The following is a 26,126-nucleotide window of genomic DNA, read 5'->3' on the forward strand; positions in this document are numbered from 1 at the left end:
TTTACGTGTCGTGTGCGAGGGTGCGCGGCGCACATGCGCGCGGCACGCTGTGCCTTACTCGCCGCCCTTGAACCCCAGCTGCCGCCACGCCTCATAGGTTGCGATGGATGCGCAGTTCGCCAGGTTCATGTCGCGCTTGCGGTGGGCGGCATTCGTAATCGGGCGCATGGGCAGGCGCACCTGCTCGGCGACGTGCGGCCCGAACATGATGTCGTGCGGCTCGGGCACATTGCCCGGTTCCGGCCCGAACAGAAGGATGTCATCCGGTCGATACTCCACGTCAGTGTAGAGTTTGCTGCCTTTTTCAGTGAACGCGATGATGCGTGAATGAGGCATGCTGTCGACAAGGCTTTGAAAATCCGGGTGGATTACCACATGCGCCATGTCATGGTAATCCAAGCCCGCGCGCCGCAGCTTGGTGTCTTTGAAATTGAACCCGATTGGTTCGATGATGTGCAAGATCGTGCCGGTCATGGCGCACAGGCGGATCGCCGATCCGGTGTTGCCGGGGATTCGCGGCGAGTAGAAGCACAGGTGCGGCGTGGATGTGGGCGCTATGGCGGCGTCTGCGATGCTCAGCATCGCGTCGGTTACGGTCACGGGGTTGCCGTGGGCGTCGGTCACGAGTTCATCCGGTCCGTAGTTTGATTTGCGGTAGCCGTATTCGAACATTGCATCCACGTGGTTTTCCAGTGCAGCGCTTTCCGTGGTGCTTCTGTTTTCGCCGTTTTCAGTCATATGAGACACAATAAAAAGCATGACAGACACGCAGCCGCAGAAAAATTCCGCGCAATCCAGCCACTTGACGGCAACCGCCCACCAGGCGCGATCCGTTAGCACAGTGGCACCAGACCAAGCGGAGCGCAATGCGCGTGCGCAGCGCTGCCTGCCATTGCTTGCGCAGTGGTGGGATGCGAACGCACGCCCATTCCCGTGGCGGTTCGGGCGCACGACCCCATGGGGTGTGCTCGTTTCGGAGATTATGAGCCAGCAGACGCCCATGCAGCGCGTGTTGCCGTATTGGACCGCATGGATGCGCGCGTGGCCGACTCCGGAAGCGCTCGCGGAGGCAACTGCTGCCGAGGTCATTGCGGCGTGGGGACGTTTGGGCTATCCGCGTCGTTCGCTGCGGCTGCGTGAGTGTGCGCAGAGTGTGTGCAAGGATTGGGGCGGCGAGGTGCCGCATGATTACGATGACCTGCTGGCGTTGCCTGGCGTGGGTGATTACACGGCGAGTGCCGTGATGAGCTTTGCGTTCGGCGAGCGGGCGGCGGTTGTTGATACGAACGTGCGGCGTGTGCTGGCGCGTGCGATTGAAGGGCGTGAATCGCTCGGCGGCGCTGCGAGAGTGAGCGAGCGGCGTCGGATTGATGAGTATCTGCCTGCCGACAAGCAGCAGTCGGTTGTCTGGAATCAGTCGGTGATGGAGCTGGGGGCAGTGGTGTGCACGGCTGTGCATCCTGCGTGTGACACGTGCCCGATCGCCAGCGAATGTGCGTTTCTCGCTGCCGGAAGGCCTGGGCTGGGGGAGCGCCGCACGCGTCCCCGTCAGCGGTTCGTGGGCACGGATCGGCAGGTGCGCGGCATTGTGCTCAAGGCGTTGCGCGAGGCGGGGCCGGGTGCGCGGCTGGAATATCGGCAGGTGAGCGCGTTGTGGCAGGACGCCGTGCAGCTTGATTCCTGCCTGGCGTCGCTTGATGAAGACGGGCTTATTGTGCTGGGTCTCGGCAAATCTGTGTCTTTGCCGGTGTAGCGCCGTGGTGGTTGTGCGGGTGCCCATAGTGGCTGTGCTTGTTGGCGGTGCCATGGTGGTTGTGCCGTGGTGGTTGTGCCGTGGTGGTTGTGCCGTGTTGATTGTGCCGTGATGATTGTGCCATGATGACAGCGCCGTGATGTCAGTGCATGGTGTCTTTTAGACTGGGAGTCATGCCTAGGAAATCCCGCTTTACCCCTCAGCAGCAGCGTATGTATCGGCGTCGTCGCATCATTGCGTTTTTTGCAGCCATCGTCGTGCTCGCGCTGGTTGTGTTCGTGGTGATTTCCGACGTGCGATTCGCCGGCGCGGTGGGGCATGCGGTTTATGGCAAGCTGCACGCCGATGAGGCGAATGCAATCAGCCGTTCCAACGTGCCTGCTCCGGATCCCACCCTTGCCAAGGCGCATACGGCGGGAATCCCTGATTGCACGTCGGATGATGTGACGCTTACACTCGATGAGGCATCGAAGGATTCAGAAACGGGCAATTCGGCATCGAGCAGCGCCTCCGCGTCGGACGGCGCTTCCAATGGCTCTTCCTCCGATTCATCTTCCGTAAGTTCTGGTGCTTCCTCTTCGTCATCCGCCTCTTCGGATGCGGACTCGGACGATACAACCACAGATAATTCCACTGCGGAATATTTAGGCACGGCGTCCTTCGGCAGCGGCATCACCTTCACAGCGGTATTGAACCACAAATCCAAGCAGAATTGCCTGGTGAACGCAGCGTCTGACAGTGAGTCGCTGGTGGTGACGAGCGTATGGACGGGTGACGTCGTGTATGACTCGAGCGTGTGCGACACGGACCCCGTGTATCTGCTCATGCGCGATTCCGACGAAGACCGTCGCGCCATCAGCTGGGGTGCGTATGCGCAGACAACGGAGTGCGTGACGAACCCCACCTCCAGCGATGCCGTGCCTGCCGGGCGTTATGTGGTGCAACTGAAACTTGCGGGCGTCGATGGTGTGCAATCCGCACAAGGCGAGGTGTATGTCACGGCTGCTGCCAGTGGCAGCGACAGTGCTAGTGACAGTGCCAGTGGTGACGCTTCGGACAGCAGCAGCGGCAGCAGTAGTAGCGACAGTGGCAGTGCAAGCGATGCATCATCTGCTGTCACAAGCAGCAGCTCCAGCAGCACAAGCGACGATTCCACCAGCGCTGCCACGGAGTAGTCGGCAGGAACAAAGTAACTGGCGGAACAATAGGAGCAGGCGGCAGAATATGTGCCAGTCTGCGCCTGTTGATGCTTTTGCTGTGCCTGCTTTTGCGTTTGTTTCTTTTTCTGCCTCTGTGTCTGTTTTTGTTTCTGTTATTTAAGCCGTTCCTTTCGTTCTTGCCATTCCTGCCGTCTCTGACATCTCAGCCGTTGCCGATGTGTCTTGGCTGTCGCCGCCATTCGCTTGATGGTTGTCTGGTGGTCGCCTGATGATTGCTCGGTAATCACTCACTCGCGGTGACGCGGCGTCGCTGCTTTTCCACACCCAGCGCCCGCAGCGCCTCCGCCAGATTGCGCACTTCCACGAGTTCGATCCCGGGGATCGGGCGCCGGCCATCATAGCGACGGTTGCGAGGCACCACCGCGCGCTTGTATCCCAGCCTGGCAGCCTCCCGCAGCCTGTTTTCAAGTCGCGGCACCGGACGAATCTGCCCGGTGAGCGAAATCTCACCGAATGCAACGGTGCGCCGGTCAATCGGACTGTCAGTGGCAGCGCTCGCCAGCGCCGCGGCAATCGCCAGATCATCGGCAGGTTCACGCGCCGACCCGCCTGCAATCGTTGACACATACAGGTCATTCGCCAGCAGATTCAACCCCGCATGCCTATACACCACCGCCACAATCATCGCGAGCCTGTTTTGGTCAATGCCGTTCGTGGCGCGCCTCGGGGATGGCAGCACGGATTTCGTGACGAGCGCCTGCACTTCGATTGGCAGGCTGCGATGCCCGTCCATGGTGAACGTGATGCACGTGCCCGCGAGGTTATCGTCGCCATCGGACAGAAACAGCCCCGACGGGTCGCGCACTTCTTCAATACCTTCGCCGGACATATCGAAGCAGCCCACTTCGTCAGTGGGACCGAAGCGATTCTTGATGCTTCGCAGCAGGCGCAGTGCGGTTTGCGGCTCGCCTTCGAACTGGCACACGACGTCCACAAGGTGTTCGAGGGTGCGTGGGCCGGCGATCGAGCCGTCTTTCGTCACGTGGCCCACGAGCAGCATCGGCGTGTCGGTGCGCTTGGCGGAGTCAATGAGAGCGGTCGCGACTTCGCGCACCTGTGTGGAGCCGCCGGGGATGCCATCGACTTGGTCGGAGTAGATGGTCTGCACGGAGTCGGCGACCACGAGCCGTGGCTTCGTCTGTTCGATGAGCGTGAGCGCGGATCCCAGGTCGGAGGTGGATGCGATGAGCAGCTCGGGGCAGGTGGCGCCTATGCGTTGGGCGCGCATGCGCACTTGCGATTGCGATTCCTCGCCCGAGATGTAGAGGACGGGGGCGGTGGGGTTGGGAGCGGCGGTGCTGTTGGCGGAAGCAGTGCTGGAGTCAGCGGCGTCAGCGGTGCTGGAGTTGGCGGCGTCGACGGTGCTGTTGGTGGCGGCTGAATTGCCGCTTTGCCGGGCAATGTTCGCGGCGGTTTCCAGCAGCAGCGTGGATTTGCCGATGCCAGGTTCACCAGCCATGAGCACCACGGATCCCGGCACGATGCCGCCGCCCAGCACCCTGTCAAATTCCGAGAATCCCGTATGGATGCGCACATCCTCAGGGCTGCGTCCCGTTCGCGCCTGCGGTTGGCGAGAAGGCTGGCGATGGACTTGCGCATATTGCGTTTGCTGAGATGCTTGTGTCTGTTGAGATGCTGTGGCAGGTTGCGCGAAATCCTGTGATTGCAAGGATTCCTGCGATTGCCAAGGATCCTGCGATTGCAAGGATTCTTGGGTTCGCGGGGATTCTTGCGGTTGCAGGGATTCTTGGGTTCGCGGGGATTCTTGCGGTTGCAGGGATTCCTCGGTTTGTGGGGATTCCTGCGGTTGCAAATCCTGTGATTGCCAAGGATCCTGTGGCTGAGAGTCCTGCAGTTGCAAGGATTCCTGGGTTTGTGCAGATTCCTGGTTTTGTGCAGGCCGCACAGGTTGCACAGGCAGCACAGGTTGCGCGGATACAACCGTCGGCAGCGGGGCGTTCGCGCGGCGCGAGGCATGCGTCTTCGTGCGCGAGGGCGCTTCGTGGAATTCCTCGATGGTGCCCCATGAACCGCAGCTGGGGCAGCGTCCGAACCATTTCACGCCATTCCAGCCGCAGTCACTGCACACATATTGCACGCTTGATTTCGCCATACCCCGACGCTAACACGAACCGCCGCGTGACACGTGCTTTCATGCACCGTCCCACTGTTCGCTCGTCGGCTTCGCATGGCAAAATCGCACTATGTCTGATTTGAACCCGAATCCTTCCCAGCAATCAAGCACCGGTCGCAATGTGGTAGTCGCAGTGGCCGCGATTGCAACGATTCTCGCGCTAGTCAGCGCGTTTGCCTGGCCAGGGTGGGCGGTTCGCTCATCCAATCAGCCTGCGCCAAGCGCCTCAGTGCAGTCCGCGACGCCCTCGGTCTCCGCTTCGAGCCTGCCGGCGAACGCCAGCGCGCTCCTCAACGCTTTGCCCAATACCGTGGGTGAATTCGCGCGCCAAGGCATCACGAGCACCCAGAACTGGGCGGGCAACGGTCCCATCGAGGAATACACGGTGGTGTATTCCAATGGCGACAGCTCCCGCGACATCACGCTGGTGCTCGCCCAATGGGAGTCGTCCGATGATGCGACAAACACATACACTGAGCTGCGCAACGCCTTGAGCGGTGAGGTTCAGGCGCACGGTAACATCAAGGCTGCCAACACCACGACCGGCAAGTATGTGGTTGTGACGGACGGCGATGGTGACCCGACCGACTCCACCCAAGCCGAGGCGCTGTGGCGCAACGACACCGTTGTTTTCCAAGCATCGGGGGCGTATGCGTCGGTCCAGGCGTTTTATCTCGGATTCCCCATGTGATTTGGGCCGGTTATGTGTGAGCGGTGGCTGTCACATAGCCGGTTAGCGAGGGCATTTTCGGGTGTTTGGGGTTGTTTTCGGGCTGAATCCTTGCTATGTGTGAGTGGTTGCTGACGCATTGGCGGTCTGGGGTGGTTGTTGTGTGGGAGGGTCGTTGGGGTTGCTGGGTTTTGGATTGCCTTGGTTGGGCCGGGGCTGCTATGTGTGAGTGGCGGCTGTCACATAGCCGGTTTGTGGAGGCATTTTCGGGTGTTTGGGGCTGTTTTCGTGCTGAATCCCTGCTATGTGTGAGTGGTGGCTGTCACATTGCGTGCCGGATGGGGTGTTCTTCGGGCATTTTGGGCTGTTGCCGTGCTGAATCTTTGCTCTGTGTGAGTGGCGGCTGTCACATTGGCGGTCTGAGGTGGTTGTTGTGTGGGAGGGTCGTTGGGGTTGCTGGGTTTCGGATTGCCTTGGTTGGGCCGGGGCTGCTATGTGTGAGTGGCGGCTGTCACATAGGCGGTTGGCAGGGGCGTTTTCAGGGGTTTGGGGTTGTTTTCGTGCTGGATTCCTCGCTATGTGCGAGTGGTGGCTGGCACATTGCGTGCCGGATGGGGTGCTCTTCGGGCATTTTGGGGTGTTGCCGTGCCGGATCCTTGCTATGTGTGAGTGGCGGCTGTCACATAGGCGGTTGGCAGGGGCGTTTTCAGGGGTTTGTGGCTGTTTTCATGTTGGACCCCCGTTATGTGTGAGTGGTGGCTGACACATTGGCGGTCTGGGGTGGTTGTTGTGTGGAAGGGTCGTTGGGGTTGCTGGGTTTCGGATTGCCTTGATTGGGCCGGGGCTGCTATGTGTGAGTGGCTGCTGGCACATTGGCGGTCTGGGTGGTGTAGGTGGTTTGGGGAGTGGCTTGTTTTCGGGGATCCTTCGTGTGGCTGGTGTTGTTGTGGCGGTTATGTGTGAGTGGTGGCTGGCACATTGGAGGTCTGGGGTGGTTGTTGTGTGGAAGGGTCGTTGGGGTTGCTGGGTTTTGGATTGCCTTGGTTGGGCCGGGGGCTGCTATGTGTGAGTGGTGGTTGTCACATTGGTGGTCTGCCGGGGCGTTTTCCGGTGTTTGGGATTGTTTTCGTGCTGGATTCCCCGTTATGTGTGAGTGACGGCTGTCGCATTGCGTGCCGGACGGGGCGTTTCCAAGGGTTTGGGGCTGTTTTCATGTTGAATCCCCGTTATGTGTGAGTGGTGGCTGGCGGTGCTTGTGGATTGTTCCACGGTGAAATACACGGTGGGCGCACGGCGAGAAATATTTCAAGAAATTTTGTCGATTTGTCTCATGCGTCCGTGTTTGGTAGTACACTTGGGCAAGTTGGCATCGTGAACCACATGAACGGAGGCTGAGATGGGTTCGGTCATCAAGAAGCGCCGCAAGCGGATGAGCAAGAAGAAGCACCGCAAACTGCTGCGTAAGACTCGCCACCAGCGCAAGTAGTCTTTCGCACTCGCGATGTTGTGCATTCTGCGAGTAGCAAGCCCCTCTTCGGAGGGGCTTTTCTTTTATTTATTTTTCCGTATTGCCACACGGCAAGTGTTGTGCAGTCATGTGGCGCCGCGCCAGAGATGGCGGACGGCCCTCTGTGCGCTGACACCTCTGCAATGGTTCCTGTGCACAACGGCATATATGTACAGAGGGTGATTGTGGAATTCCGCAATCACCCTCTGTTTGTATTCGTGCGCATCGTTTGCATTTATGCGCATCCGCACGCACTTACGCGCGGCCGCCAATCACTTATTCGGATTGGTCAGCACGCGCGGACCAGCGGGATCGCCCACAATCACCTGGTCCACCATGTTGAGGAACAGGCCGTGCTCCACCACGCCCACGGTGTGGATGAGGTCCTCGGCGAGCTCCTGCGGATGGTCGATGCGCTCGAGGTGCAGATCCACCACGTAATCGTTCTCATCGGTGAGCACCGGATTGCCGTCGGCGTCGAGGCGAAGCGTCGGCTTGTAGCCCTTGGCCTCGAACTTGCGCACCACCTGGCCGGAGCCGAACGGGATCACTTCCACCGGCAGCGGGAACTTGCCGATCGTGTCGACGACCTTGGACTGGTCCACAATCCACACGACCTTGTTGGAGTTGATCGCCACGATCTTCTCCCACAGCAGGGCAGCGCCGCCGCCCTTGATGCCGTTGAAGTTCTTGTCGACTTCATCGGCGCCGTCGATCGTGATGTCGATGTGGTCCACATCGTCGATGTTTACGATCTTGATGCCATAGCCCTCGGCCTGCTTTTGCGTGCGGCGGGAGGTGGTGACGCCCGTGAACTGCAGGCCTTCCTCCTGCACGCGGCGACCGAGCTCATCCACGAGGAATCGCACGGTGGAACCGGTTCCCAGGCCTGCAATCATGCCGTTTTGGATGAGCTTGGCGGCTTCGATGCCGGCTGCCTTCTTGAGTGCGTCTTGTTGTGCCTTGTCCATTTTTCTCCTTTGTCTGTGAGAATCGTTTACTTGTAAGAATTGTTGCGCTGCGCCGGAGCCGCGTTGCGTCTATCCGTCGGCTATCCGTGCGACGCCTTCAGAACAGTGTTCCTTGTTGCATATTATTCCTTGTGGCGTCGTCAAGGCGTTTGATGACGGCCTCGAGCTTCGCCGCGGCGTCCTCATAACGTTCGGTGGCCTGTTCGAGGCGCTTGGATGCGTCGAGCAGCTGTCGGGCGGCGCGGTTGATGAGCTCTGCTTGGTCGGCGGTGCTCGGTGCATCCGACGGGAACAGCGGAGGCTCGACCACATGACGCTGTGGGGCTGTGCGCTGTGGGGTTGTGCCCTGTGCCGTTGTGTTCGGTGATGCTGCGCGTTGTGATGCCGTGCGCTGTGGCGCTTGGCGCTGCGGCGCGGCGGCTGCATGGCGGGTGTTGCCGGACGTGCTGCTGATTGTGCTGTTGATTGCGTTGCCGGCCGGGGCGTTGCCATTGCCATTGCCGCTGCCGGCTGCATCGATCGCTCCGGCATTGCGATTTCCGTAAGACGTGGCGTATACAGTGCTCGCGATGGTCTGGCTGATGGTGGCTTCGCCGCCTTCGAGCACGCGCATCACGTCATCGGGCACCTTGAGACGACTGGCGTAGGGGCTTGCAATCAGATCTTTCCACCCCTCGATGGGCAGAAATCCGTTGGAACCGTGTTGTTTGCATTGTTCTGCGAATCCGCGCGCGAGCATATCGCACTTTTCGTTGAATTCGTTGCCTGCATGGCCTTTCACCCACGAAAACTTGACCGGTCCTTCGCGGTGGGAGATTTCGTAGTCGATGGCCTTGATGATCGTGGCATTCTTGACCGGCTGCTTTTGCGAATTGTGCCAGCCGTTGCGCTTCCAGCTGCGCAACCACACGGTGGAGCATTTGATGGCGTATTGCGAATCGCTCTCGATGACGAGCGTATCCGCGCCCTTGTGGGTGCGCAGGGCTTGCAGCACGGCGCACAATTCGCCAATCTGGTTGGTGCCGTTGCCGGCGCCGCCTGCATCGCACCCGCCGCCAACGTGGTCAGCCCACGCCCAGCCCATCGCACCGTTGGGATTGCCCAGCGCGCTGCCGTCCGTTGAAACCGTGATAGTAGCCATGCGTTCCATCATACGGTTCCAACGCGAACTGCAAGCGCTGGCCGGCTTCGCACTGTGTAAGGAACACAACACGGGGTGCGCAAGAGTCCGGTGCGCGCAGATATCAGCGGGAATCCGTGCAGCGTGATGGAGAGGGAGGGTGTGAGTCAGCCGGATGGGGCAGCCGGATGGGGCAGCCGGGCCAGTCGGTTGGGGCAGTCGGTTGGGTCGGATGGGCCGGTCGGATGGGGCGACCGGCCCGACCGATTAAATCAGCGTTTCGACCAGTTCACGAATGACTTGGGCAAGGGATTCTTGGCGCTTCGCCGCCTTGTTGAGATTGTCTTCGGCATCTGCCACGCGCGCGGATGGCGGGATGCCTGCCGCCTTTGCATAACGCTCGGCAGCCTCCTGCTGTGCGTGCGTCGCCTTGCGCAGTGTGGCGGTGAGGTCGTGCAGCAACTGTGCTTGCGGGAATCCATCCTGCGAATCTGAATCTGCAGAAGGCTGGAAATCCGTGGAAGATAGCGAATCCACAGAGGGGCGCGTGCGTGTTGCGGTGGCGGTATCCGTGGTCTGGGTGCCCGTGGCTGCGGCATCCGTGCCGGACTTCGCAGCTGTCATAGCCGAGGCTTTTGTAACCTCGATCTTCGCAGCCTCGGCCTTTGCAGCCTCGGCTTTTGTAACCTCGGCCTTTGCAACCTTGGTCTTTGTGGCCTTGGTCTTCGCACCTTTGGTCTTTGCGGTGCCAGGCTTCGCACCCTCAGACTTCGCGACCGTGGTGTCTGCGGTATCGCTTCCTGCGGCGCTTCCTGTGGTGTTACCCGTGGGGCTGGTCGCGGCATGATCATCGGTGCTGCCCGCAGTTCCGCGAACCTCCACGGGAACGACCCCCACGGTATTGGCGGCGGCCACGGTCGCGCGGGAGGCGTCGGCCTTGGCGGCGGCGGAATTGTCGGGGTCGAGCGCCTGCATCATGTCATCGGTGCCGGTCTGGATCACGCGCCCTGCCAGTTGCAGCGGCACGCGCATCAGGTCTATCTGCGCTTCGGAGGGGATCTTCGACGGCGCGTGGAAGTCGCGGCACATCGTGGCGTATCTGCGCGCAAACCGGTCGGCCTGCTCATTGAATTTGTCGCCTGCGTGTCCCTTGACCCAGACGAAGTCGATCGGGCCTTCGCGTTCCTCCATCTCCATGTGGATGGCGCGGATCACCGAAAGGAAGTATGGCGCGGGATTGCCGTTGTCCTTCACCCACCCGGTTTGGGACCATGTGCTTTCGCGCTTCGTGGAATACTCGATCGCGGCGCGCGAATCCGATTCGATCACCAGTTTTTCGGCGCCCGGATGTGAACGCAACGCCTGCAAGATCGCGCATAATTCGCCTAGCTGGATGTTGCCGCCGAGCGAGCCACCGCAATCGTGCAACCCGGTGGTATGGTCCACCCATGCCCAGCCGGTCACGGGGCGGGCCCCGAGTAGAAAACTGCCGTCAGTGGAGATATGGATGGTATGCGTGCCTGTCATTGGTTCCACCTCGCGGCATGCAGGGATTCCTGGGCAGAAACGCTGTCGGTGTCCCCATAGCTGTTGAGGAATTGTTCCAGTTCCTCCGCCGCCTTCTCATATTCCAATGCCGCGGCTTTCGTGTGCTTGCGCGCCTTGCGCAGCGGCTTCTCGGATAGCGGCGTGATGGGGTTGCCGTCAATTCCCGGCGTGGCGTCCTTGGCATGCTTGAGCGCGGAATCATACGCCTGCGCCGTGGCCCGCAACGCTTGCGCGCTGGAGCGAAGATTGCGCACGGTGCTGTGCAACAGTTCGAGCAGTTGTGATTCCTGAGGTTCGTCCGCTTCCGTTTCTGCGGCTGCGTGGCGTGGGCGAGGCGGTGCCGGTACCTCGAGGACAGGCTCGAGGGCAGGCTTGCTGAGTGCCGGGTTGGGCTGGTGGGGCGCCGGCGTGGGCGTTCCTGAACCGTGTGATGACGCCGCAGGGGCTGTATGGATTGGCGCAGCGGAGCTCGCTGTCACGTTGCTGAACGTGACATTGTTGCGCGATGCCACGGCGTCATTCGCCGTTTTGCCGTCGCGGATGGTGCTGGCATTGTTCTTGCCGACGTTTGGTAGCGCTTCAGTTTGTTTGGTGAGCTTGTCGTTTTGCTTGGTCGTGTTTTGCTTGGTCGTAGGTTTGTTGACCTGTGCCGGTTTGCCGTTTTGTTGTTGGTTCAACGCCTTTGCGTTCTGCTGGGCTTTTGCGTTTTGCTGGGCTTTTGCAATCGATTCTTTCGAGATGAGGCGACGGCGGATCATCACGTCCATCGTTTCGCGCGGAATCCCCGTCGGTGCGCGCTTCGGGTCTTTGGTGAAGGCCTGTGATTGCTGTTGGGCGAAGAGCCTGGCGGTTTTCAGCGCCATCACAGGCGTTTCTTCGTCAATGGCATGGAAAGACACAGGGGCGTTGTGACGGCTGATTTCGTCAAGCACCGCTTGGATGAGAGGGAAGTTCTTGCGCCCGGACGGTGTCGTCGGTTTGCGTCCTGATCGTGCGGCGTTGATTGCGGCAATCGCCTGCTGGCAGTCGGTTTTGATGGCAAGGCGCTGAGAGCCGGTGTGGGAGCGGAGCGCCTGCAAGATTCCGGTGAGGGCGCCTAGGTAGACGGTGCCATGTGGGGCGCCGCCATATTTGTGGGTGCTCGCATCCGCCCATGCCCATCCCATGGCCTGGGAGTTGGTGGTGGCCTCGGCGTGTATCACAATGATCGTCTTGTCGGTGCTTTTCGTTTTCGGGCCGTCCTTCCTCACCGTGAGCCGCGCAACGCGCGGGGCATTCAGCGTCTCAGCCTACCCATTGCCCTAGAGCAGCGCCGATGAGCATGAGGGGCATAGATGGTCACGGATTAAGTAAAACGTTCGATTTTATTGGTCAACCTTATTTCTGTTCGAATGAAACACCAACGGGAATTCCAAGGTCCCCGAACTTACGTGTGAAGCTGTTCGATGGTATTCTGGAAACAGGGAATCACAAAAGCCTGCGGACAAATGGTGTTCGGGCTATCGCCGACGGTCGCGCGCATTGCGCCACTTCGTCAGGCTAAGCCAAGGGGTAGCTGCGACAGCCGTCGTAAAACCGTAATGAGGCGGTAGACGTGATGTTGGGAAGGAGGCGAACGGTTGTGCATATATTCATGCGTTCGACTTCTTCTGCCTGCGCTCCTTCTCGTCGCTCGCAGTTAGGCTCGCGGTCCAGCTCCCAACCCGGGGCATGGAGCTTCGCGCGGCATGCCATTGCTGCGGTTGTGGCGTTGGTGATGACATTGGCATTCGCGCTGATGCCGCTCGTCACAGCCGATTCCGCATCCGCTGCCGATACCACGCCCACCCCCACAGCCGCTTCCGCCGCTCCCGTTGATGCTTCCGACAACGGCGTGACCATCAAGCTGTTCGACTACAACACGGAGCGCCAGCCTTCCACCAGCTGGCCATTCACCGTGCCGTCCATCAACGACAATGACCATGCAATGAAGTTCGGTGATGTTTACGCCACCCGCTCAAATTTGTGGGGTGAGATTATCGATTACAGTTGCCGGCACCCGGCAATGAATCGGAACTGGAATTGCTGGACCGGGCGCCCGAATGAAGTCGCGCATCCCGGGATCGTCGCCAACAAGCTGACGGACGGATACCCCACGCTCAATCCCACGGTCACGAACAGCAGAGAAAGCCTCGACTACCTGTTCGGTGGCGCTACAGACAAGGCCGTCACCCAGTACCCCGTCTCGGGTGGTTTGCTGATGCTCAACTCCACGGGTGCCTACCAGTTCGACAGCAGCAAGCAATACGCCCGTTATGATTCCTCCACCGGCCGCTTCACGCTCACCAACGGGGCACGCAGCACACAAAGTGCAGTGCCCAATTTCACGCCGTTCAACAAACGTTCCGACACCTCATATAACTATTCGTTCGGCATGTCCATCGAGTCGAAGTTCTACATGCCCAAGGACGGCAAGATCAACGGTTCCGACATGGTGTTCACCTTCAGCGGCGATGACGATATGTGGCTGTTCATCGACGGCGCGCTCGCAATCGACCTTGGTGGCATCCACGGTGACCGCGGTGGCTCGATAGATTTCGCCACCGGCGCCATCACTTACGAACAAGGGGCGGCGAGCTGGTGGCAGGTCACGCGTCCCGCCACGCTCAGCGATGCGTTGCAGCAGGCCGGTCTGACATGGGATTCTTCGGATTTCAGCCAGCACACATTCAAACTGTTCTACCTGGAGCGCGGTGGCGGCGGTTCGAACTGCTATATGAGTTTCAACCTCCCCACCGTCCCCGAAGGCACGCTGGAACTGGGGAAGACAGTGGATTTCGGCAGTGCGGTGCCCATTGACGACACGGCTTTCCGCTTCGCCGCGTACCTTGATTACGACGGCACCGAGGGCGGCTCCAACTTTAAGCGGTTCACCGGCAAATACGACGTCGTGGATTCTCGGGGCGCGTTGGTGGCGTCGAATCTGGATGCCACCGATGGCGTGATCACGCTGCACAACGGTCAAGTCGCCCGTCTCAAGGCACCTCCGGGCAAGACCATTCGCGCCAATACGCGTTACTACGTCACGGAACTAGGTGTGGATGGCACCGATTACACCGCATCGGTGAGCGGCATGACGCTCACACGCAAGGCGGCAGGCATGAGCACGCCCACATTGGAAGTGCAGAAAGTGTCACATCTGGGCTTCGTCAACACGGTGGCTTCCGGCAATACGTTCACCGCGCACGTCGCCAAGCAATGCAGCAATTGCCCCGCCGATACCGTGAACTACATGCTGGTAACGATTGGCGGAGTGCCGTTCTCTGGCGCTTACACCGTCTCGGATACCGCACAAGCCGGCGGTATTGGCACCACGGAAAACACCACGAACGGCATCCTCACTCTCAAGCCCGGCCAAACGGCAACAATCCCAGGCATTGTGGGTGGCAATAGTGTGGCGGTGCGCGAAGTCGATTCCACCGGCGCGGCGTTTTCCGCCGCAGGATTCATGGCACCGCAGTATGCGATGACGGGCACTGCGCTCAGCGGCACGGCCTCCACGCCTGCCGATGGTGGTGTGAGCGGTACCGCAGCCAGCGGCAGCAAGCTGCCGAGCAACGCTTCGTTGGACGTCACCGTGACGAACCAAGCCAAAAGCGTGCAGCTGGGCGGCTTTGCCAAGCTGCACAAGACCGTGACCCGGGATGCAGGCACTGCAGACGCGCAGGCATGGCGTGACGGCGACACCTTCCGCTTCCGCCTCGTGCCGATTGACGCGCAGGGCAATGAGTCCTACGGACTGCCCATGCCGTCGGAATGCAATGGCGCGACCGCAGCCAAACCCTGCACCATCACCATCGCCAAGCCTGCGGCAGCCGCCAGCGGTGGCTCCAATGCCTTGGATGCAGCGACCGCTGATTTTGGCACGCTCACATTCGTCACCGTGGGCACGTTCCGCTACCGGGTCACCGAAGTCACCGGAGACACTGCGTTGCAACAGGTCTACCACTATTCCAAGGCGACCTACGACATCGTGGTGACGGTGACCGATGGCGCGGCCTCCGGCAGCGCGAACCCTAATGAATTGTCCGCCACGATGGCGGTCACCCGCACCGTGAATGACGACGGCACTCCCGCCGCCGACACAGTGGCGCAGAACGCGTTGCTGGAATTCACGAACACCAGTTTTCAGGCCCGCATGTTGCCCTTGACCGGTTCCCGGTCCGAGGCGTTGTGGACCGTTGCCGCGGCTGTGCTCGCGGCACTCACGCTCATCGCATGCCTTGTGTATGCGGTGGTGCGCAGGATTCTCAAACCCGTTCGTTGCGCGGAGGGCTCCGACGATCCGCTTCGGCATGCTGATTCATCCGCATTGGAGGAATCGCATGCCGCGGCAGACTCGTCACAGGCAGTCATTCAGCAGCAACCAGAGAAGAAAGCAAGGAGATAACCATGAAAACCTCAACTCATGCAGAAAAGGCCACTGCTCGCACTGCGGTGCATGGCGTTTCCCGCAGTTTCGTAGCGCTCATTGTCGCCGCGGTCGCAGCCATCGCCACGCTGCTGGCAATGGCATGGGCGCCTCAGGCTTCGTTGCCTGCAGCCCATGCAGACACCGGCACGAGCTCCATCACCGTGGTGAATGCTCAGAAGGGCCGTATATACAATGCCTACCGTTTCGCCACATTCTCGGATGTGAAAGCGGCTGACGGCTCGGATTCCACGGTCGCGTCGCTTGATGTGACGACGATGCCGTGCCCGGCAAGCTCCACCAGCAAGGAGCAGTGCTGGAATTACCAGCTCAAGAACGCTTATGTGAGCGCCAAGAACGAGAACACGTCGCTGCCTGCTTGGGATACCGCCTATGAAGACAACGTCGCTGCGTTTCTCACCAAGCTGACCGGTGACCAGCTCGCCACCGTTATCAGCTATTTAGATATGCCCACGGGTGCCACGCCTGATGGCACGGTCACCAATACTTCTGATGCTGCGAAGGACGTGACGATTTCTAGCATCCCCGAAGGCTGGTACGTGGTGGAGGATACCACCGATGGCGCGCGTAAGGCGGTTGTGGCTACCACAATCACGGCAAACGGCACGACCTACACGAAGTTCACGCTGAACGAAGGCGCCGGGCAGTCCGCCATCAACGATGCTCTGGGAAAGTTCTACGCCAAGGACGTTGATCCGCAGACGAAGCCGACCAAGCACGTTTACCTCGATGCAGGCCATACCACGGCGCAGCCGTTCGGCAACTTCAGCATTGGCGACACCTTGTATTACCACGTTGATGCGCATATCTCCGCGCACGCCGCCAATTACGACGACTATACGTTCGTGATTCGAGACCAAGCCACCCGTGGCCTGACGGTTGGCAAGTCCAGCGTGGTTCTCACTGAATCCGACACCCAAGACGGCACGGAAACCACCGTACCGACCACCGATTACACGGTGACGCTGACCACTGCCACCGATGGAACCACGACGATGGATGTGTCGGTCAATTCCCCGAAGGCTCATGCCGGCAAGTTCCTGCATCTGTCGTATTCCGCCACCATCAACGACGATATCGTCACTGCCGGCACATACACCACCACCGTGTCTACGAATGCGGATGGCACGGATGTGTCCAGCACCCAGGACGTTGCCGCGAACCGTGTGGAGAACCAGGCGCGCATCAACGCCAACAAGGAAGGATGGACGGCGCTTGACTCCGCAGTGGACTTCACCGGTTCCATCGCCTTCACGAAGGTGGGCGTGGGTGACCAGGCCAACGGGCTTAAAGGCGCCACATTCCAAGTGTTCAAGGGCGGTAGCGCAACGCAGTCCGACACCAACAAGCCGCTGACCTTCACCAAGGTGAGCGACGGCGTCTACAACTACGACCCGTCCTCCACGAACACCGACGTGGTGTCTGGCACTGACGGCACGGTCACGCTCCAAGGTCTCGCGGCAGGCACGCAGCCCGGCGCAACCCAGCAATACACGCTGAACGAGACCTCCACCAATGTCTCGCTTGGCTACGCGCAGTCAATCCTCGCGCTGTTCACCGTCGACCATATGATTTCGAACGACGGCATAGTGACGAACACCGTGAGCAATAGCACCAACAACCACCTTGGCTTGGCTTCCGGCGCTGCGAACGCCATCAAGGTGAAGAACGTGAAGAACTTCACCCAGCTGCCTCTCACTGGTGCAGCCGGCGTGGCGCTGTTCACGCTCATGGCGCTGGTGCTCGGCGGTGCTGCTGCCGTGCTGACGGTCAAGTACCGTCGCACTCGCCAGCAGCTTGACGAGAGCCTGGCTGATTGATTCCCGTCGCGCGGATTGCGTGATCGCTGGGGACGCGTGTAAGCGCGCGCACCACGGAACGCAATACCGAGCGCAACACACAGCGCAATACCGAGCGCAACACAGATGATGCATCAGCACAACACAAGCGGCGCGGAGCCAACGGGGACTTCTTCTGAGGTCACTGCTTTCATAGCGGTGCCTTTCGACGAGGTCCTCCGGCTCCGCGCCGCTTGCATGCGACGGCGCACCATCATGCGGCAGCTGCGTGTGCTCAAGACGGTGATTGTGCTGTTGGCGGTGGCGGCGCTGACCGTGGGGTTGTATCCCACGGTGGTGCAATTGCAGTCCGCGCGGCGCTTGCAATCCGTGGCGGTGAGTTCCGAGCAGGATGTGGCATCGTGGCCGGCTGACAAAGTGGATCAGGTGCTGGCTGCTGCGCGCGATTACAATGCTCGGCTTGCCCAATCCGGCCAGCCGCAGCTGGGCGAGGGCGCCGATCCGTTCACCACATCGGACGGGCGGTCGGCGGATGTCGGCGGTGCCGGTGCTGGCGGGGATGCCGGTGCCAGCGGCGCTGATTCCTCGGCGGCGGATTACGAATCCCAATTGGCAGGTTCCGGCGGCGTGATGGGCACAGTGCGCGTGCCCAAGATCAGCGTGGAGCTGCCCATTTACCATGGCACGTCGGACGCGGCGCTCGCATCGGGGGCGGGGCATCTCTACGGCACGTCGCTGCCGGTCGGCGGCCCCTCTACACATGCCGTGATTACCGGCCATCGCGGGCTTGCAACGGCGCAGATGTTCACGCGCCTCAACGAGATCGAGATTGGCGACTACCTGTACATCACCGTGATGGACCGCACGCTGGCATACGAGGTGGATTCCATCGACGTCATCGACCCCACGGATTCCTCACGCCTGCGTATCGTGCCCGGGCAGGATCGCCTGACGCTGATGACCTGCACCCCCTATGGTGTCAATACCCACCGTCTGCTTGTCTCGGGCCATCGCGTGCCCTACCCGGCGGATGCGCCGGAGCCCTCCGCAGTGGCGGATGCGCGTCGCGAGCTGCACGTCTTGTGGGCGGTGCTGGCGGCGTGCACGGTGCTGGCGTTCATGGCGGAACGTCGGCGCTCGCGGTGGATGCCACGGCGCCACGCCGCGCAATAGAGGCGTGGCGCGCGGGCGGCAACATGACCGGTGGCAGGGTGCCGCGGCCGGTGGCAGGGCGGCCGGTGATTGGGCTGCGCAGTGCCAGCGCGTTCGGCAATTCTGTTGTGTTCGGCTATTGTTGGTAGTGACACGTGGTTTCTGACAATGTATGTCAGGGGATTCCGCGGATCAGGCTGTGGCTAGGCATGCAATGAAGCGCAGGCTATACCATAGGGCGGTGGAATCTTCGAGCGGAGGCTCGAAAGCGGAGAGAGCGGTTACATTGGCTACCTGCCAACGCAACCAAAATATGGGAAGAGGCAATTATGAACATGGTTTCTCGTGCGCTGGCTCGTCGCCAGAAGGGTGAGAAGGGCTTCACGCTGGTGGAGCTGCTTGTGGTGGTCATCATCATCGGCATCCTGGCGGCTGTGTCCGTGCCGATCTATCTGAACCAGCGCAAGTCCGCGTGGAATTCGAACGCCGAGCAGGACGTGAAGAACGCGCAGATCGCAGTGGAAAACTGGATGGTGGAAAACAATGGCACGCTGCCTGAGACGTCAGGGTCAGACGAGTGGAAGTGCGACGGCGACAAGAAGGGGGGCTTGGCATCGGATAGCGAGGGGTCAGACAAACTAGTCGTGACATGCTCCCCGGGCGTGATCGTGGTTGTCAGGCCCGCTGAAACGCCTGCCGGCGAAACCGTGTATACGTCCTATACCATTCGCGGTTGGCACAAGCAGGGCACAAAGACGTATTACTACGATTCCGTAAATTCGTCCGCCCTCCAATCCACGGACGGCATCAATAAGAAGCCTTTCTAGGCGTAGTTGCGCTGTCGGTAGTTGCGCTGTCGTGAGGTGCGGTGCATGAGCGCGTCTGCATGGCTGTGGGGCCATACAGACGCGCTTTTTTCGTGGGGCGCGTGTTGCCTAGGTGGTCGTGGGGGTGTTCGTTTGTGTGCTGGTGGGTGTGTTCGTTGGGGTGTTCGAGGTTGGTGTTGTTCGGCGTGTCGTGTGTTGTGGCGCGGTTTTTCATCAATTGTGGTGGTTTTGTGAAGGTTTTGGTTTTTGCAATTCCTTCACATTCGGGTATTGTATGAGTCAGGTTCCGAGAAAGGAATCGCAACCAGACAGCGTTTGTCCGGTTGGTGGAGGGCTCCATAAGGGGTTTTCCGAAAAGGGATATCGAGGGATATCAGCGTTTCGTCCGTCCTGGGTTTGCCGTTGTCGGCTTCCCGCGGGTGGTACGTTTCGCAGTATAGGCGGCGGTTTTCCGCCGGGGAAGAGGCAATTATGAACATGGTTTCTCGTGCGCTGGCTCGTCGCCAGAAGGGTGAGAAGGGCTTCACGCTGGTGGAGCTGCTTGTGGTGGTCATCATCATCGGCATCCTGGCGGCTGTGTCCGTGCCGATCTATCTGAACCAGCGCAGGTCCGCTTGGAATTCGAACGCCGAGCAGGACGTGAAGAACGCCCAGGTGCAGATCGAGACCGCGATGACCAACAACAACGGCACCCTGGCGGGCCTTACCGGATTGACGGCGGGAAAGGCAGTGCAGTGCACCGGTGGCACGACGGGTGGCAACGCCACCTTTGGTGACCAGACGATCACCTGCTCTCCGGGCGTGACGCTCAGCGTGACCCCGAACGGCACGACGTACACGATTTCGGGCCATCATGAGAATGGCACGAAGACGTATACCTACGACTCCGCGACGAACTCCTCGGTGCAGGTCTCTGATGGCATTCCTACGGCCTGAGCCTGTGGGAGTGGCGGTTCTGTCATGATGGCGGGCGTGTGAGCGGGTCCTCGGCGTAGGGCTTGCAATCACGGTTCCCATCCCCAGGGGGTGTGCGGCAAACAGCCGCACACCCCCTTCTCATATTCCGGCGCTGCTGCCCACTGAACATTCATACGACAGATGTTCGAGGTATGTGCGAGGCATACGCAGCGACTGTGCGCCCCAACAATTATCCAATTGCGTAAACGCGTTGTCAGAGTGAATCGTTTTCAGGCTGAATCAGAGTGGATTCAGCCATTTTGCAAAATTTCTTGATACGATGTGAATAAGGCAAGTCTGGAACCAATGGAGACAGACCGATGGCGGTCTGCAGTGTTCGAGGCTTGAAGTTCCATGGAATCAAGGAGAATCTATGAGCACACATGACACGTCAGGCATCGCCGCAGCATCGGACGCGTCTGACACTCAGACCGTGATGGATGTGCGCCCCGGAGCACACCGATATGTTCGATTCAATGGTGCCGCCAAGAAGGTGGGGGAGTACGTTGCACAGGATTACCGCAAGCCTGTCGTGATCACCGGTGAGCGCTCATGGGAGGCGTTCGAGAAAGCCGGCGGCACCGTGGGGTCGGATGTGCCAGTGCTCCGTTATGACGGTTCGGTGACGTTCCGCAACATGGACGAACTCACCGAGAAGGTGCTCGATGAAGAAGCCGACGTGATTGTCGCCGTGGGCGGCGGGCGCCTGTGCGACACCGCCAAGGGCGTGCATCACAACACGAACCTTCCCCTCATCACCGTGCCCACGATTGCCGCTACATGCGCCGCATCATCATCAGTCATCATCGTGTATGACGAGAACGGCAAGCGCATCGCCGGCATACCGCTGCGGCATGGAGCGGAGCTCGTCATCGCCGATCCTTTGATCATTGCGGCGGCGCCCGAACGCTACTTGGTCGGCGGCATTGGCGACACACTCGCCAAGTGGTATGAAGCTGAAGGCATCCAGAGGCATTTGACGAATCCCGAGCCCGCCGACACCCTGGGCCTCATGGCAGCCAAGGTGACGCGCGACTATCTGGTGCGTGAAGGCGATGAAGCCATTGAATCTGTGCGCCGTGGTGTGTCTGACGAAGTGCTGGGGCACATGGTGGATGTAATCGTGCACGTGGCATCATGCGTGGGCGGATTCGCCGGCAAGAATGGCCGCGTCTCCGGTGCACACGCCGTGCACAACGGGTTGACTGCATGCCCCGAGACACAAGTCTCCACGCATGGGCAGAAAGTCGCGTATGGCATTCTCGTGCAGCTTGCGGCGCAAAGCGAGTGGGCGGAGTTCGACAGGCTCGTCCCCACATATCGCAAGATCGGCTTGCCCTGCACATTCGCCGAAGTGGGCGCCGAGCCCACGCCGCAGAACCTTGCCAAAGTGGCGGAAGTCGCGGGCGGCTCCGAGTCATTCTTCAGGCAAGCTGTGCCTGATATCGACGAGGCCAGGGTGATTGATTGCATCAAGCGCGTTGATGAGCGTGCCGCTGCCATCGACGAGAAGCTTGCTGAAATCAGCAATGGCGTTCCGCTGGAATCCGAGCCTGCCGACACCGCCACTGACGTGACCGCTGGCCTGGCACAAGGCCTCGCCCAGTAACGCACACACCAAGTAGCGCACACAGTTGCACAATCCCAGTCGGTCTCTATACCGCTCGCCAACAGGTCATGGTGCTGTTGGCGAGCGGCTTTGCATTTATGTGGCCGTCAGTTTTAGCGTGTCAGTGCTGTTGGTTTTGCAGGCGCGCGTTGAGCTTGGCGGCGAGATTCATCGGATCCAGCACATCGGGATCATTGTCGCGCAGTGCCTTCGCAAGCTGGGCGACTTCCTCCATCGTGAGCTGGTCGTAGGCGCTCACGTCCGAAAGCAGGCCGTAATGCGTAAGACGCGCAAGATATGCCTTGACCTTGGTTTGATCATCTGACGTCAGTTCTTCTGGAAGCATGCGATTCCCCCTTCTGTTTGTGGCAAGCATAGTTGAACAGGCTGAACGAGTATGGTGATTGCTCATTCTAATCTGTATTCCACCATCGATGTGGAGGAAGCCTATACAGATACGTTGCCAATCGAATATCCGCCAAACTAATAACGGTGCCAATAACAACAATAATGAAAAACCTCTGCAGATTGCTGCATAACTGCGATCTGCAGAGGTTTTCGGCGGCACTTCTTGTGCTGTGAGCGCTGTCGGTTGTTAGCGCTGCGTGATCTCGGAGCCAATCACCTTTTCACTCAGCGCCTTCGGGCCGCGCGTCACGGCAACGGCACCGGAACGCACCAGTTCCACCACGCCGTAGTGCTCGAGCAGGTTCATGAGCGCATCGATCTTGTCTTGCGAGCCGGTCGATTCAATGGTGAGCGTCTCGGTGTTCACATCAACCACGTGCGCGCGGAACATGCGCACAAGCTCCAGCACGTCGGAGCGGTTCTGAGCGTTCGCGCTCACCTTGATGAGCACCAGCTCGCGCTCCACGGTGGTGGTGGGGTCAAGCTCTACGATTTTGAGCACATGCAGCAGCTTGTTGAGCTGCTTGATGATCTGCTCAAGCGGCGCCTGGTCCACGTGCGCGGTCACCGTGATGCGCGAGATGTCCTTGCGCTCGGTGGGAGACACGGTGAGCGAATCAATGTTGAACGAGCGACGTGCGAACAGGCCGGAAACGCGGGCAAGCACGCCAGGACGGTTCTCTACGAGCACGGACAGCGTGTGACGCTGAGCGCCGGGTTGCGATGCGGGATATGTAGCCATTGTCAAATTCTCCTCAAATTCACTAATCCAAAAGCCCGAATCGGCCCTGACTCAGAATCCCTCGGCCGAGAGCTTCGCATCATCGGCCTGCTGGGAGTTGTCGAGCGGATGCACGCCCTTGCGGTACGCCACCGTGTCGTTGGAAGCGCCGGCGGGCACCATCGGCCACACCATGGCATCCTGCCACACGCGGAAGTCGATGAGCACGGTGCGATCGTTGGTCTCGTTGGCCTTCTTGATGGCGGCGAGCGCTTCTTCCTTGGTGGTCGCGCGCAGGCCGAGGCAGCCGTAGGCTTCGGCGAGCTTGACGAAATCAGGGATGTTCACGAATCCGGATTCGCCCGGCGTATCGTCTGCATCCGGTTCGCCGTCGTGCAAGATCGTGGCGGAATAATGCTTGTCGTAGAACAGCGTCTGCCACTGGCGCACCATGCCGTAGACGGAATTGTTGAGAATCGCGATTTTGATCGGCACTCCGTCGAGCGTGGAGGCAGCGAGCTCTTCGCTGGTCATCTGGAAGCTGCCGTCGCCGTCGATGAGCCACACGGGCTTCTTGCCGTCGAAGTCGCGCTGCGAGCCGACCTCGGCTCCCAAGGCTGCCGGCAGGCCATAGCCCATCGTGCCGGAACCGCCGGAGGAAATCCACGAATTCGGCTTCTCGAAGTCCACGAGCTGGCTTGCCCACATCTGATGCTGGCCCACGCCGGACACCCAGATCGTGTCGGGGTCGGCGGCGGCGCTCAGCTGGGAGACAACCCACTGGGGCGACAGCGTGCCATCCGTGGGCTGGTCTTCGGGGCGGTCGTAGGTGGTGGGGTAGTTGGCGCGCAGGTCGTTGAGCGCCTTCCACCACGGGGCGAGGTCATGCGTGCCGCTCTTCACCTGTTCGTCGCGCAGCACGGGGATCAGGTCGTCGAGCACTGTGGCGACATCTCCCACAATCGGCACGTCCACGGCGCGGTTCTTGCCGATTTCGGCAGGGTCGATGTCGATGTGGATCACGCGCGCGGTTGGGGCGAAGCTTGCCAGCTTGCCGGTCACGCGGTCGTCGAAGCGGGCGCCGACGGCGATGAGCAAGTCGCAGCGCTGCACAGCGCCGGTTGCGGCGATTGTGCCGTGCATGCCGAGCATGCCGAGGCACTTGGGGTCGGAATCGGGGATGATGCCGCGAGCGTTGAGGGTGGTCACCACCGGTGCGTTCATGAGGTCAGCGAGGGCCTTGACCTGCGCCGAAGCGTGGGAGCGCATTGCGCCGCCGCCCACATACAACACGGGGCGGAACGACTGCGTGATGAGCTTCGCAGCATTTTCGAGCATACGGCCGTGGGCTTTCGTCGTCGGCGTGTAACCGGGGAGCAGGAGCTTCTGCGGCCAGGTGTATTCCATCTCGCCGGTTTGCGCGGTCTTCGTCAGGTCGATGAGGACGGGGCCGGGGCGGCCGGTTGTGGCGATGTAATACGCCTCGGCGACCACGCGCGGCACATCCTTCGCGTCGGTGACAAGATAGGAGTGCTTCGTCACCGGATACGTGATGCCCACGGTGTCGGCTTCCTGGAATGCGTCGGTGCCGATGGCATTGACGCCCACCTGGCCGGTGATCGCCACCATCGGGATGGAATCCATGTTCGCATCCGCCAAGGCAGTCACAAGGTTCGTCGCCGCAGGGCCGGACGTGACGATGCACACGCCGCAGCGGCCCGTCGCCACGGCATAGCCTTCTGCCGCATGGCCCGCAGCCTGTTCGTGACGGGCGAGCACGAAGCGGAACTTCGTGTCGGCCTTGATGGCGTCATACACCGGCAGAATGGCGCCGCCCGGGATGCCGAAGACATCCTTGACACCCAGATCCTCCAACGCGCGGACCAGCGCCTGGGCGCCGGTCATCTTTTCGCCTGCGGACTTCGTGTCGCTTCCGGCGTTGTTCGTTTTATCGGTTCCCTTCGGGACCCCGTTAAATGCCTGCAATGGAGTGGGCTTAGCCATGTTGTCCTCTCAGATGGCTTGTATGCGTGCCCCGCCGGTGCAATGCCCGCAGGCAATGAAAACGCTGAAACTTGAGCGTTCATCGCGCGCGGATGTCGCTTCGGCGTGCGGCGCAAGGTGCTTCTGTGCTTGCTCTCAGGGTCTGCAGCTCATCGCATGGCGTCATGCCATGCAATGTCGTCGGGCGTGCAGACGCTTTCCCAACGTGCTGTGCAATGCACGGCGCCTGTATGGCGCACGATGCGCACTACGCATCACGCCGACCGTTGCCGCGCCATGCGCCACCTTCGTGTACCTGGCGTATGCGCGGATAGTCTTGTGCCCGGCTTCTGGCTGGGCGTCGTACTGAACATCTTAGCGTGTGGCATGCCTGCCGCGTGCAAGCGTCCGGCTGCTGTGCACAGGTGCCAGCTGGCTGCTGTGGGCGGGCGCCAGCTGGCTGCGTCATGCGGGCGCCACCAGCCGCGTCAGTCGATATCGGAATCCTTCTTCGGATGCTCGCGCTCGTCAAGCCTCTTCCAGCCGATTTCCGCCGCCGCCAGCTGCGCCTTGCGCTTCGTGGGGCCGGTTGCGGTGGCGATTGGCTTGGAATCGTTCCCGATGAAGGCATGCGCGGTGAACACCGGCTTCTCCTGCGGTCCGGAGACCTCCATGCGGTACGTCACTTCACCGAGCTTCATTTCGTGCGCCTTCACGGTGATGGACGTCTTCCAGTCGAGTGCCGGGCCGCTGTGCGCGGTTTTGTCAAGCGTCTCGTCGATGAGACGGTGCACGGTGGACCTCGCCCCGTCAATGCCATGTTCCACGAACACGGCGCCGATGAGGGACTCCACGATGTCGCATTGAATTGACGGCTTGTTGGCGCCGCCGCCATCCATCTCGCCATGCCCCAGCAGAATGAACGGCTGGATGTGCAGGCGATCGCGGGCAATCGCCGACAGCGCCTCCTCGGATACCGCCGCCGCGCGAATCTTCGCCATCTGCCCTTCGGAGAAGTCAGGATGGCGCTTGAACAGCGTTTCGGTCACCACGAGTTCCAGCACGGCGTCGCCGAGGAACTCCAGGCGTTCGTAATTATGCACTCCGGGGTTTTCGTTGGCGAATGACCGGTGCGTCAGCGCCGTGACGAGCAGGTCCGGGCTGATGGTGTTTCCCAGCTCGCGGAAGAGCTCGTGCGTAGCCGGCGGCAGTTCCACCATGATGTTGTCAGAAATCTTGTGATAAGCCATTTCGCTCTCCTGTAATGCTCTGTTGT

General features: G+C 60.6%; 20 protein-coding genes and 1 pseudogene. 10 read left to right on the forward strand and 11 right to left on the reverse strand.

The features are described from left to right. Positions 1–54 precede the first annotated feature (54 nt). Positions 55–738 carry a tRNA (cytidine(34)-2'-O)-methyltransferase gene (locus CLV65_RS05565; protein WP_244569256.1) on the reverse strand — a complete coding sequence of 228 codons (684 nt, stop codon included), beginning with the start codon at positions 736–738 and terminating at the stop codon, positions 55–57. 19 nt (positions 739–757) lie between these two features. Between CLV65_RS05565 and CLV65_RS05570 the strand changes: the two genes are divergently transcribed. Next, positions 758–1,753, forward strand: coding sequence for an HhH-GPD family protein (locus tag CLV65_RS05570; protein ID WP_094691891.1), 996 nt, complete (start codon positions 758–760; stop codon positions 1,751–1,753). A 173-nt stretch (positions 1,754–1,926) separates the two neighbouring features. Beyond that, positions 1,927–2,928 carry a hypothetical protein gene (locus CLV65_RS05575; protein WP_144441914.1) on the forward strand — a complete coding sequence of 334 codons (1,002 nt, stop codon included), beginning with the start codon at positions 1,927–1,929 and terminating at the stop codon, positions 2,926–2,928. A 268-nt stretch (positions 2,929–3,196) separates the two neighbouring features. Here CLV65_RS05575 and CLV65_RS05585 read toward each other — a convergent pair whose 3' ends face one another. Together CLV65_RS05585 and CLV65_RS09025 are read right to left on the reverse strand one after the other, a co-directional pair. Next, positions 3,197–4,507, reverse strand: a complete 1,311-nt coding sequence (locus tag CLV65_RS05585; protein WP_244569258.1) for a DNA repair protein RadA — start codon at positions 4,505–4,507, stop codon at positions 3,197–3,199. A gap of 513 nt (positions 4,508–5,020) precedes the next feature. Beyond that, positions 5,021–5,086: pseudogene (locus CLV65_RS09025) on the reverse strand (hypothetical protein); the annotation flags it as partial. Positions 5,087–5,177: 91 nt separating this feature from the next. On the opposite strand from CLV65_RS09025, the gene CLV65_RS05590 reads away from it, so the two are divergent. Both CLV65_RS05590 and CLV65_RS05595 read left to right on the forward strand, forming a co-directional pair. Beyond that, positions 5,178–5,798 carry a hypothetical protein gene (locus CLV65_RS05590; protein WP_094691893.1) on the forward strand — a complete coding sequence of 207 codons (621 nt, stop codon included), beginning with the start codon at positions 5,178–5,180 and terminating at the stop codon, positions 5,796–5,798. Positions 5,799–7,173: 1,375 nt separating this feature from the next. Continuing rightward, positions 7,174–7,263: a 30S ribosomal protein bS22 gene (locus CLV65_RS05595; RefSeq protein WP_004268639.1), complete on the forward strand. Its 90-nt coding sequence runs from the start codon at positions 7,174–7,176 to the stop codon at positions 7,261–7,263. A 293-nt stretch (positions 7,264–7,556) separates the two neighbouring features. Here CLV65_RS05595 and rpiA read toward each other — a convergent pair whose 3' ends face one another. The 4 genes from rpiA to CLV65_RS05615 form a co-directional block, all read right to left on the reverse strand. Beyond that, a complete protein-coding gene (gene rpiA, locus CLV65_RS05600) occupies positions 7,557–8,255 on the reverse strand; it encodes a ribose-5-phosphate isomerase RpiA (RefSeq protein ID WP_094691574.1) in 699 nt (232 codons plus the stop codon). Positions 8,256–8,352: 97 nt separating this feature from the next. Then, positions 8,353–9,396 (reverse strand): ribonuclease H family protein, encoded by a 1,044-nt coding sequence (locus CLV65_RS05605; RefSeq protein WP_094691578.1) that lies wholly within the window; start codon positions 9,394–9,396, stop codon positions 8,353–8,355. 246 nt (positions 9,397–9,642) lie between these two features. Next, positions 9,643–10,902, reverse strand: coding sequence for an RNase H family protein (locus tag CLV65_RS05610; protein WP_094691573.1), 1,260 nt, complete (start codon positions 10,900–10,902; stop codon positions 9,643–9,645). Next, positions 10,899–12,125, reverse strand: coding sequence for a hypothetical protein (locus CLV65_RS05615; RefSeq protein WP_144441900.1), 1,227 nt, complete (start codon positions 12,123–12,125; stop codon positions 10,899–10,901). The genes CLV65_RS05610 and CLV65_RS05615 overlap by 4 nt, the downstream gene beginning before the upstream one ends. A gap of 554 nt (positions 12,126–12,679) precedes the next feature. Between CLV65_RS05615 and CLV65_RS05620 the strand changes: the two genes are divergently transcribed. The 6 genes from CLV65_RS05620 to CLV65_RS05645 all read left to right on the forward strand — a co-directional run bounded on the left by CLV65_RS05620 (position 12,680) and on the right by CLV65_RS05645 (position 21,738). After that, positions 12,680–15,352: a Spy0128 family protein gene (locus tag CLV65_RS05620; RefSeq protein ID WP_158216104.1), complete on the forward strand. Its 2,673-nt coding sequence runs from the start codon at positions 12,680–12,682 to the stop codon at positions 15,350–15,352. Between the two features lie 2 nt (positions 15,353–15,354). Beyond that, positions 15,355–17,214 (forward strand): isopeptide-forming domain-containing fimbrial protein, encoded by a 1,860-nt coding sequence (locus CLV65_RS05625; RefSeq protein ID WP_094691570.1) that lies wholly within the window; start codon positions 15,355–15,357, stop codon positions 17,212–17,214. Positions 17,215–17,319: 105 nt separating this feature from the next. Continuing rightward, the gene (locus CLV65_RS05630; protein WP_094691569.1) at positions 17,320–18,366 is read left to right on the forward strand and encodes a class C sortase; all 1,047 of its coding nucleotides are present in this window, start codon (positions 17,320–17,322) and stop codon (positions 18,364–18,366) included. Positions 18,367–18,674: 308 nt separating this feature from the next. Then, positions 18,675–19,172, forward strand: a complete 498-nt coding sequence (locus CLV65_RS09105; protein WP_094691568.1) for a type II secretion system protein — start codon at positions 18,675–18,677, stop codon at positions 19,170–19,172. 471 nt (positions 19,173–19,643) lie between these two features. Then, positions 19,644–20,108 (forward strand): type IV pilin protein, encoded by a 465-nt coding sequence (locus CLV65_RS05640; protein ID WP_094691567.1) that lies wholly within the window; start codon positions 19,644–19,646, stop codon positions 20,106–20,108. 394 nt (positions 20,109–20,502) lie between these two features. Next, positions 20,503–21,738 carry an iron-containing alcohol dehydrogenase family protein gene (locus CLV65_RS05645; RefSeq protein ID WP_094691566.1) on the forward strand — a complete coding sequence of 412 codons (1,236 nt, stop codon included), beginning with the start codon at positions 20,503–20,505 and terminating at the stop codon, positions 21,736–21,738. 121 nt (positions 21,739–21,859) lie between these two features. Here the strand turns inward: CLV65_RS05645 and CLV65_RS05650 are convergent, their stop codons facing one another. The 4 genes from CLV65_RS05650 to rnc form a co-directional block, all read right to left on the reverse strand. Further along, positions 21,860–22,084, reverse strand: coding sequence for a hypothetical protein (locus CLV65_RS05650; RefSeq protein ID WP_094691565.1), 225 nt, complete (start codon positions 22,082–22,084; stop codon positions 21,860–21,862). 249 nt (positions 22,085–22,333) lie between these two features. Next, positions 22,334–22,888, reverse strand: coding sequence for an acetolactate synthase small subunit (ilvN, locus tag CLV65_RS05655; RefSeq protein ID WP_094691564.1), 555 nt, complete (start codon positions 22,886–22,888; stop codon positions 22,334–22,336). 51 nt (positions 22,889–22,939) lie between these two features. Further along, entirely contained in the window at positions 22,940–24,871 is a 1,932-nt protein-coding gene (locus tag CLV65_RS05660; RefSeq protein ID WP_094691563.1) for an acetolactate synthase large subunit, read from the reverse strand. 467 nt (positions 24,872–25,338) lie between these two features. Continuing rightward, positions 25,339–26,100, reverse strand: a complete 762-nt coding sequence (rnc, locus tag CLV65_RS05665) for a ribonuclease III (protein ID WP_094691562.1) — start codon at positions 26,098–26,100, stop codon at positions 25,339–25,341. Positions 26,101–26,126: the final 26 nt, after the last annotated feature.

This window comes from Pseudoscardovia suis, from assembly GCF_002797875.1.
Classification (GTDB): Bacteria; Actinomycetota; Actinomycetes; order Actinomycetales; family Bifidobacteriaceae; genus Pseudoscardovia; species Pseudoscardovia suis.

Coding starts and splice junctions, on each gene's coding strand:
- rpiA (WP_094691574.1), bottom strand. CDS start 8,255: ATGGACAAGGCACAACAAGACGCACTCAAGAAGGCAGCCGGCATCGAA.
- CLV65_RS05595 (WP_004268639.1), top strand. CDS start 7,174: ATGGGTTCGGTCATCAAGAAGCGCCGCAAGCGGATGAGCAAGAAGAAG.
- CLV65_RS05605 (WP_094691578.1), bottom strand. CDS start 9,396: ATGGCTACTATCACGGTTTCAACGGACGGCAGCGCGCTGGGCAATCCC.
- CLV65_RS05590 (WP_094691893.1), top strand. CDS start 5,178: ATGTCTGATTTGAACCCGAATCCTTCCCAGCAATCAAGCACCGGTCGC.
- CLV65_RS05625 (WP_094691570.1), top strand. CDS start 15,355: ATGAAAACCTCAACTCATGCAGAAAAGGCCACTGCTCGCACTGCGGTG.
- CLV65_RS05645 (WP_094691566.1), top strand. CDS start 20,503: ATGAGCACACATGACACGTCAGGCATCGCCGCAGCATCGGACGCGTCT.
- CLV65_RS05660 (WP_094691563.1), bottom strand. CDS start 24,871: ATGGCTAAGCCCACTCCATTGCAGGCATTTAACGGGGTCCCGAAGGGA.
- CLV65_RS05650 (WP_094691565.1), bottom strand. CDS start 22,084: ATGCTTCCAGAAGAACTGACGTCAGATGATCAAACCAAGGTCAAGGCA.
- rnc (WP_094691562.1), bottom strand. CDS start 26,100: ATGGCTTATCACAAGATTTCTGACAACATCATGGTGGAACTGCCGCCG.
- CLV65_RS05640 (WP_094691567.1), top strand. CDS start 19,644: ATGAACATGGTTTCTCGTGCGCTGGCTCGTCGCCAGAAGGGTGAGAAG.
- CLV65_RS05630 (WP_094691569.1), top strand. CDS start 17,320: ATGATGCATCAGCACAACACAAGCGGCGCGGAGCCAACGGGGACTTCT.
- CLV65_RS09105 (WP_094691568.1), top strand. CDS start 18,675: ATGAACATGGTTTCTCGTGCGCTGGCTCGTCGCCAGAAGGGTGAGAAG.
- CLV65_RS05610 (WP_094691573.1), bottom strand. CDS start 10,902: ATGACAGGCACGCATACCATCCATATCTCCACTGACGGCAGTTTTCTA.
- ilvN (WP_094691564.1), bottom strand. CDS start 22,888: ATGGCTACATATCCCGCATCGCAACCCGGCGCTCAGCGTCACACGCTG.
- CLV65_RS05565 (WP_244569256.1), bottom strand. CDS start 738: ATGACTGAAAACGGCGAAAACAGAAGCACCACGGAAAGCGCTGCACTG.
- CLV65_RS05620 (WP_158216104.1), top strand. CDS start 12,680: ATGACATTGGCATTCGCGCTGATGCCGCTCGTCACAGCCGATTCCGCA.
- CLV65_RS05575 (WP_144441914.1), top strand. CDS start 1,927: ATGCCTAGGAAATCCCGCTTTACCCCTCAGCAGCAGCGTATGTATCGG.
- CLV65_RS05570 (WP_094691891.1), top strand. CDS start 758: ATGACAGACACGCAGCCGCAGAAAAATTCCGCGCAATCCAGCCACTTG.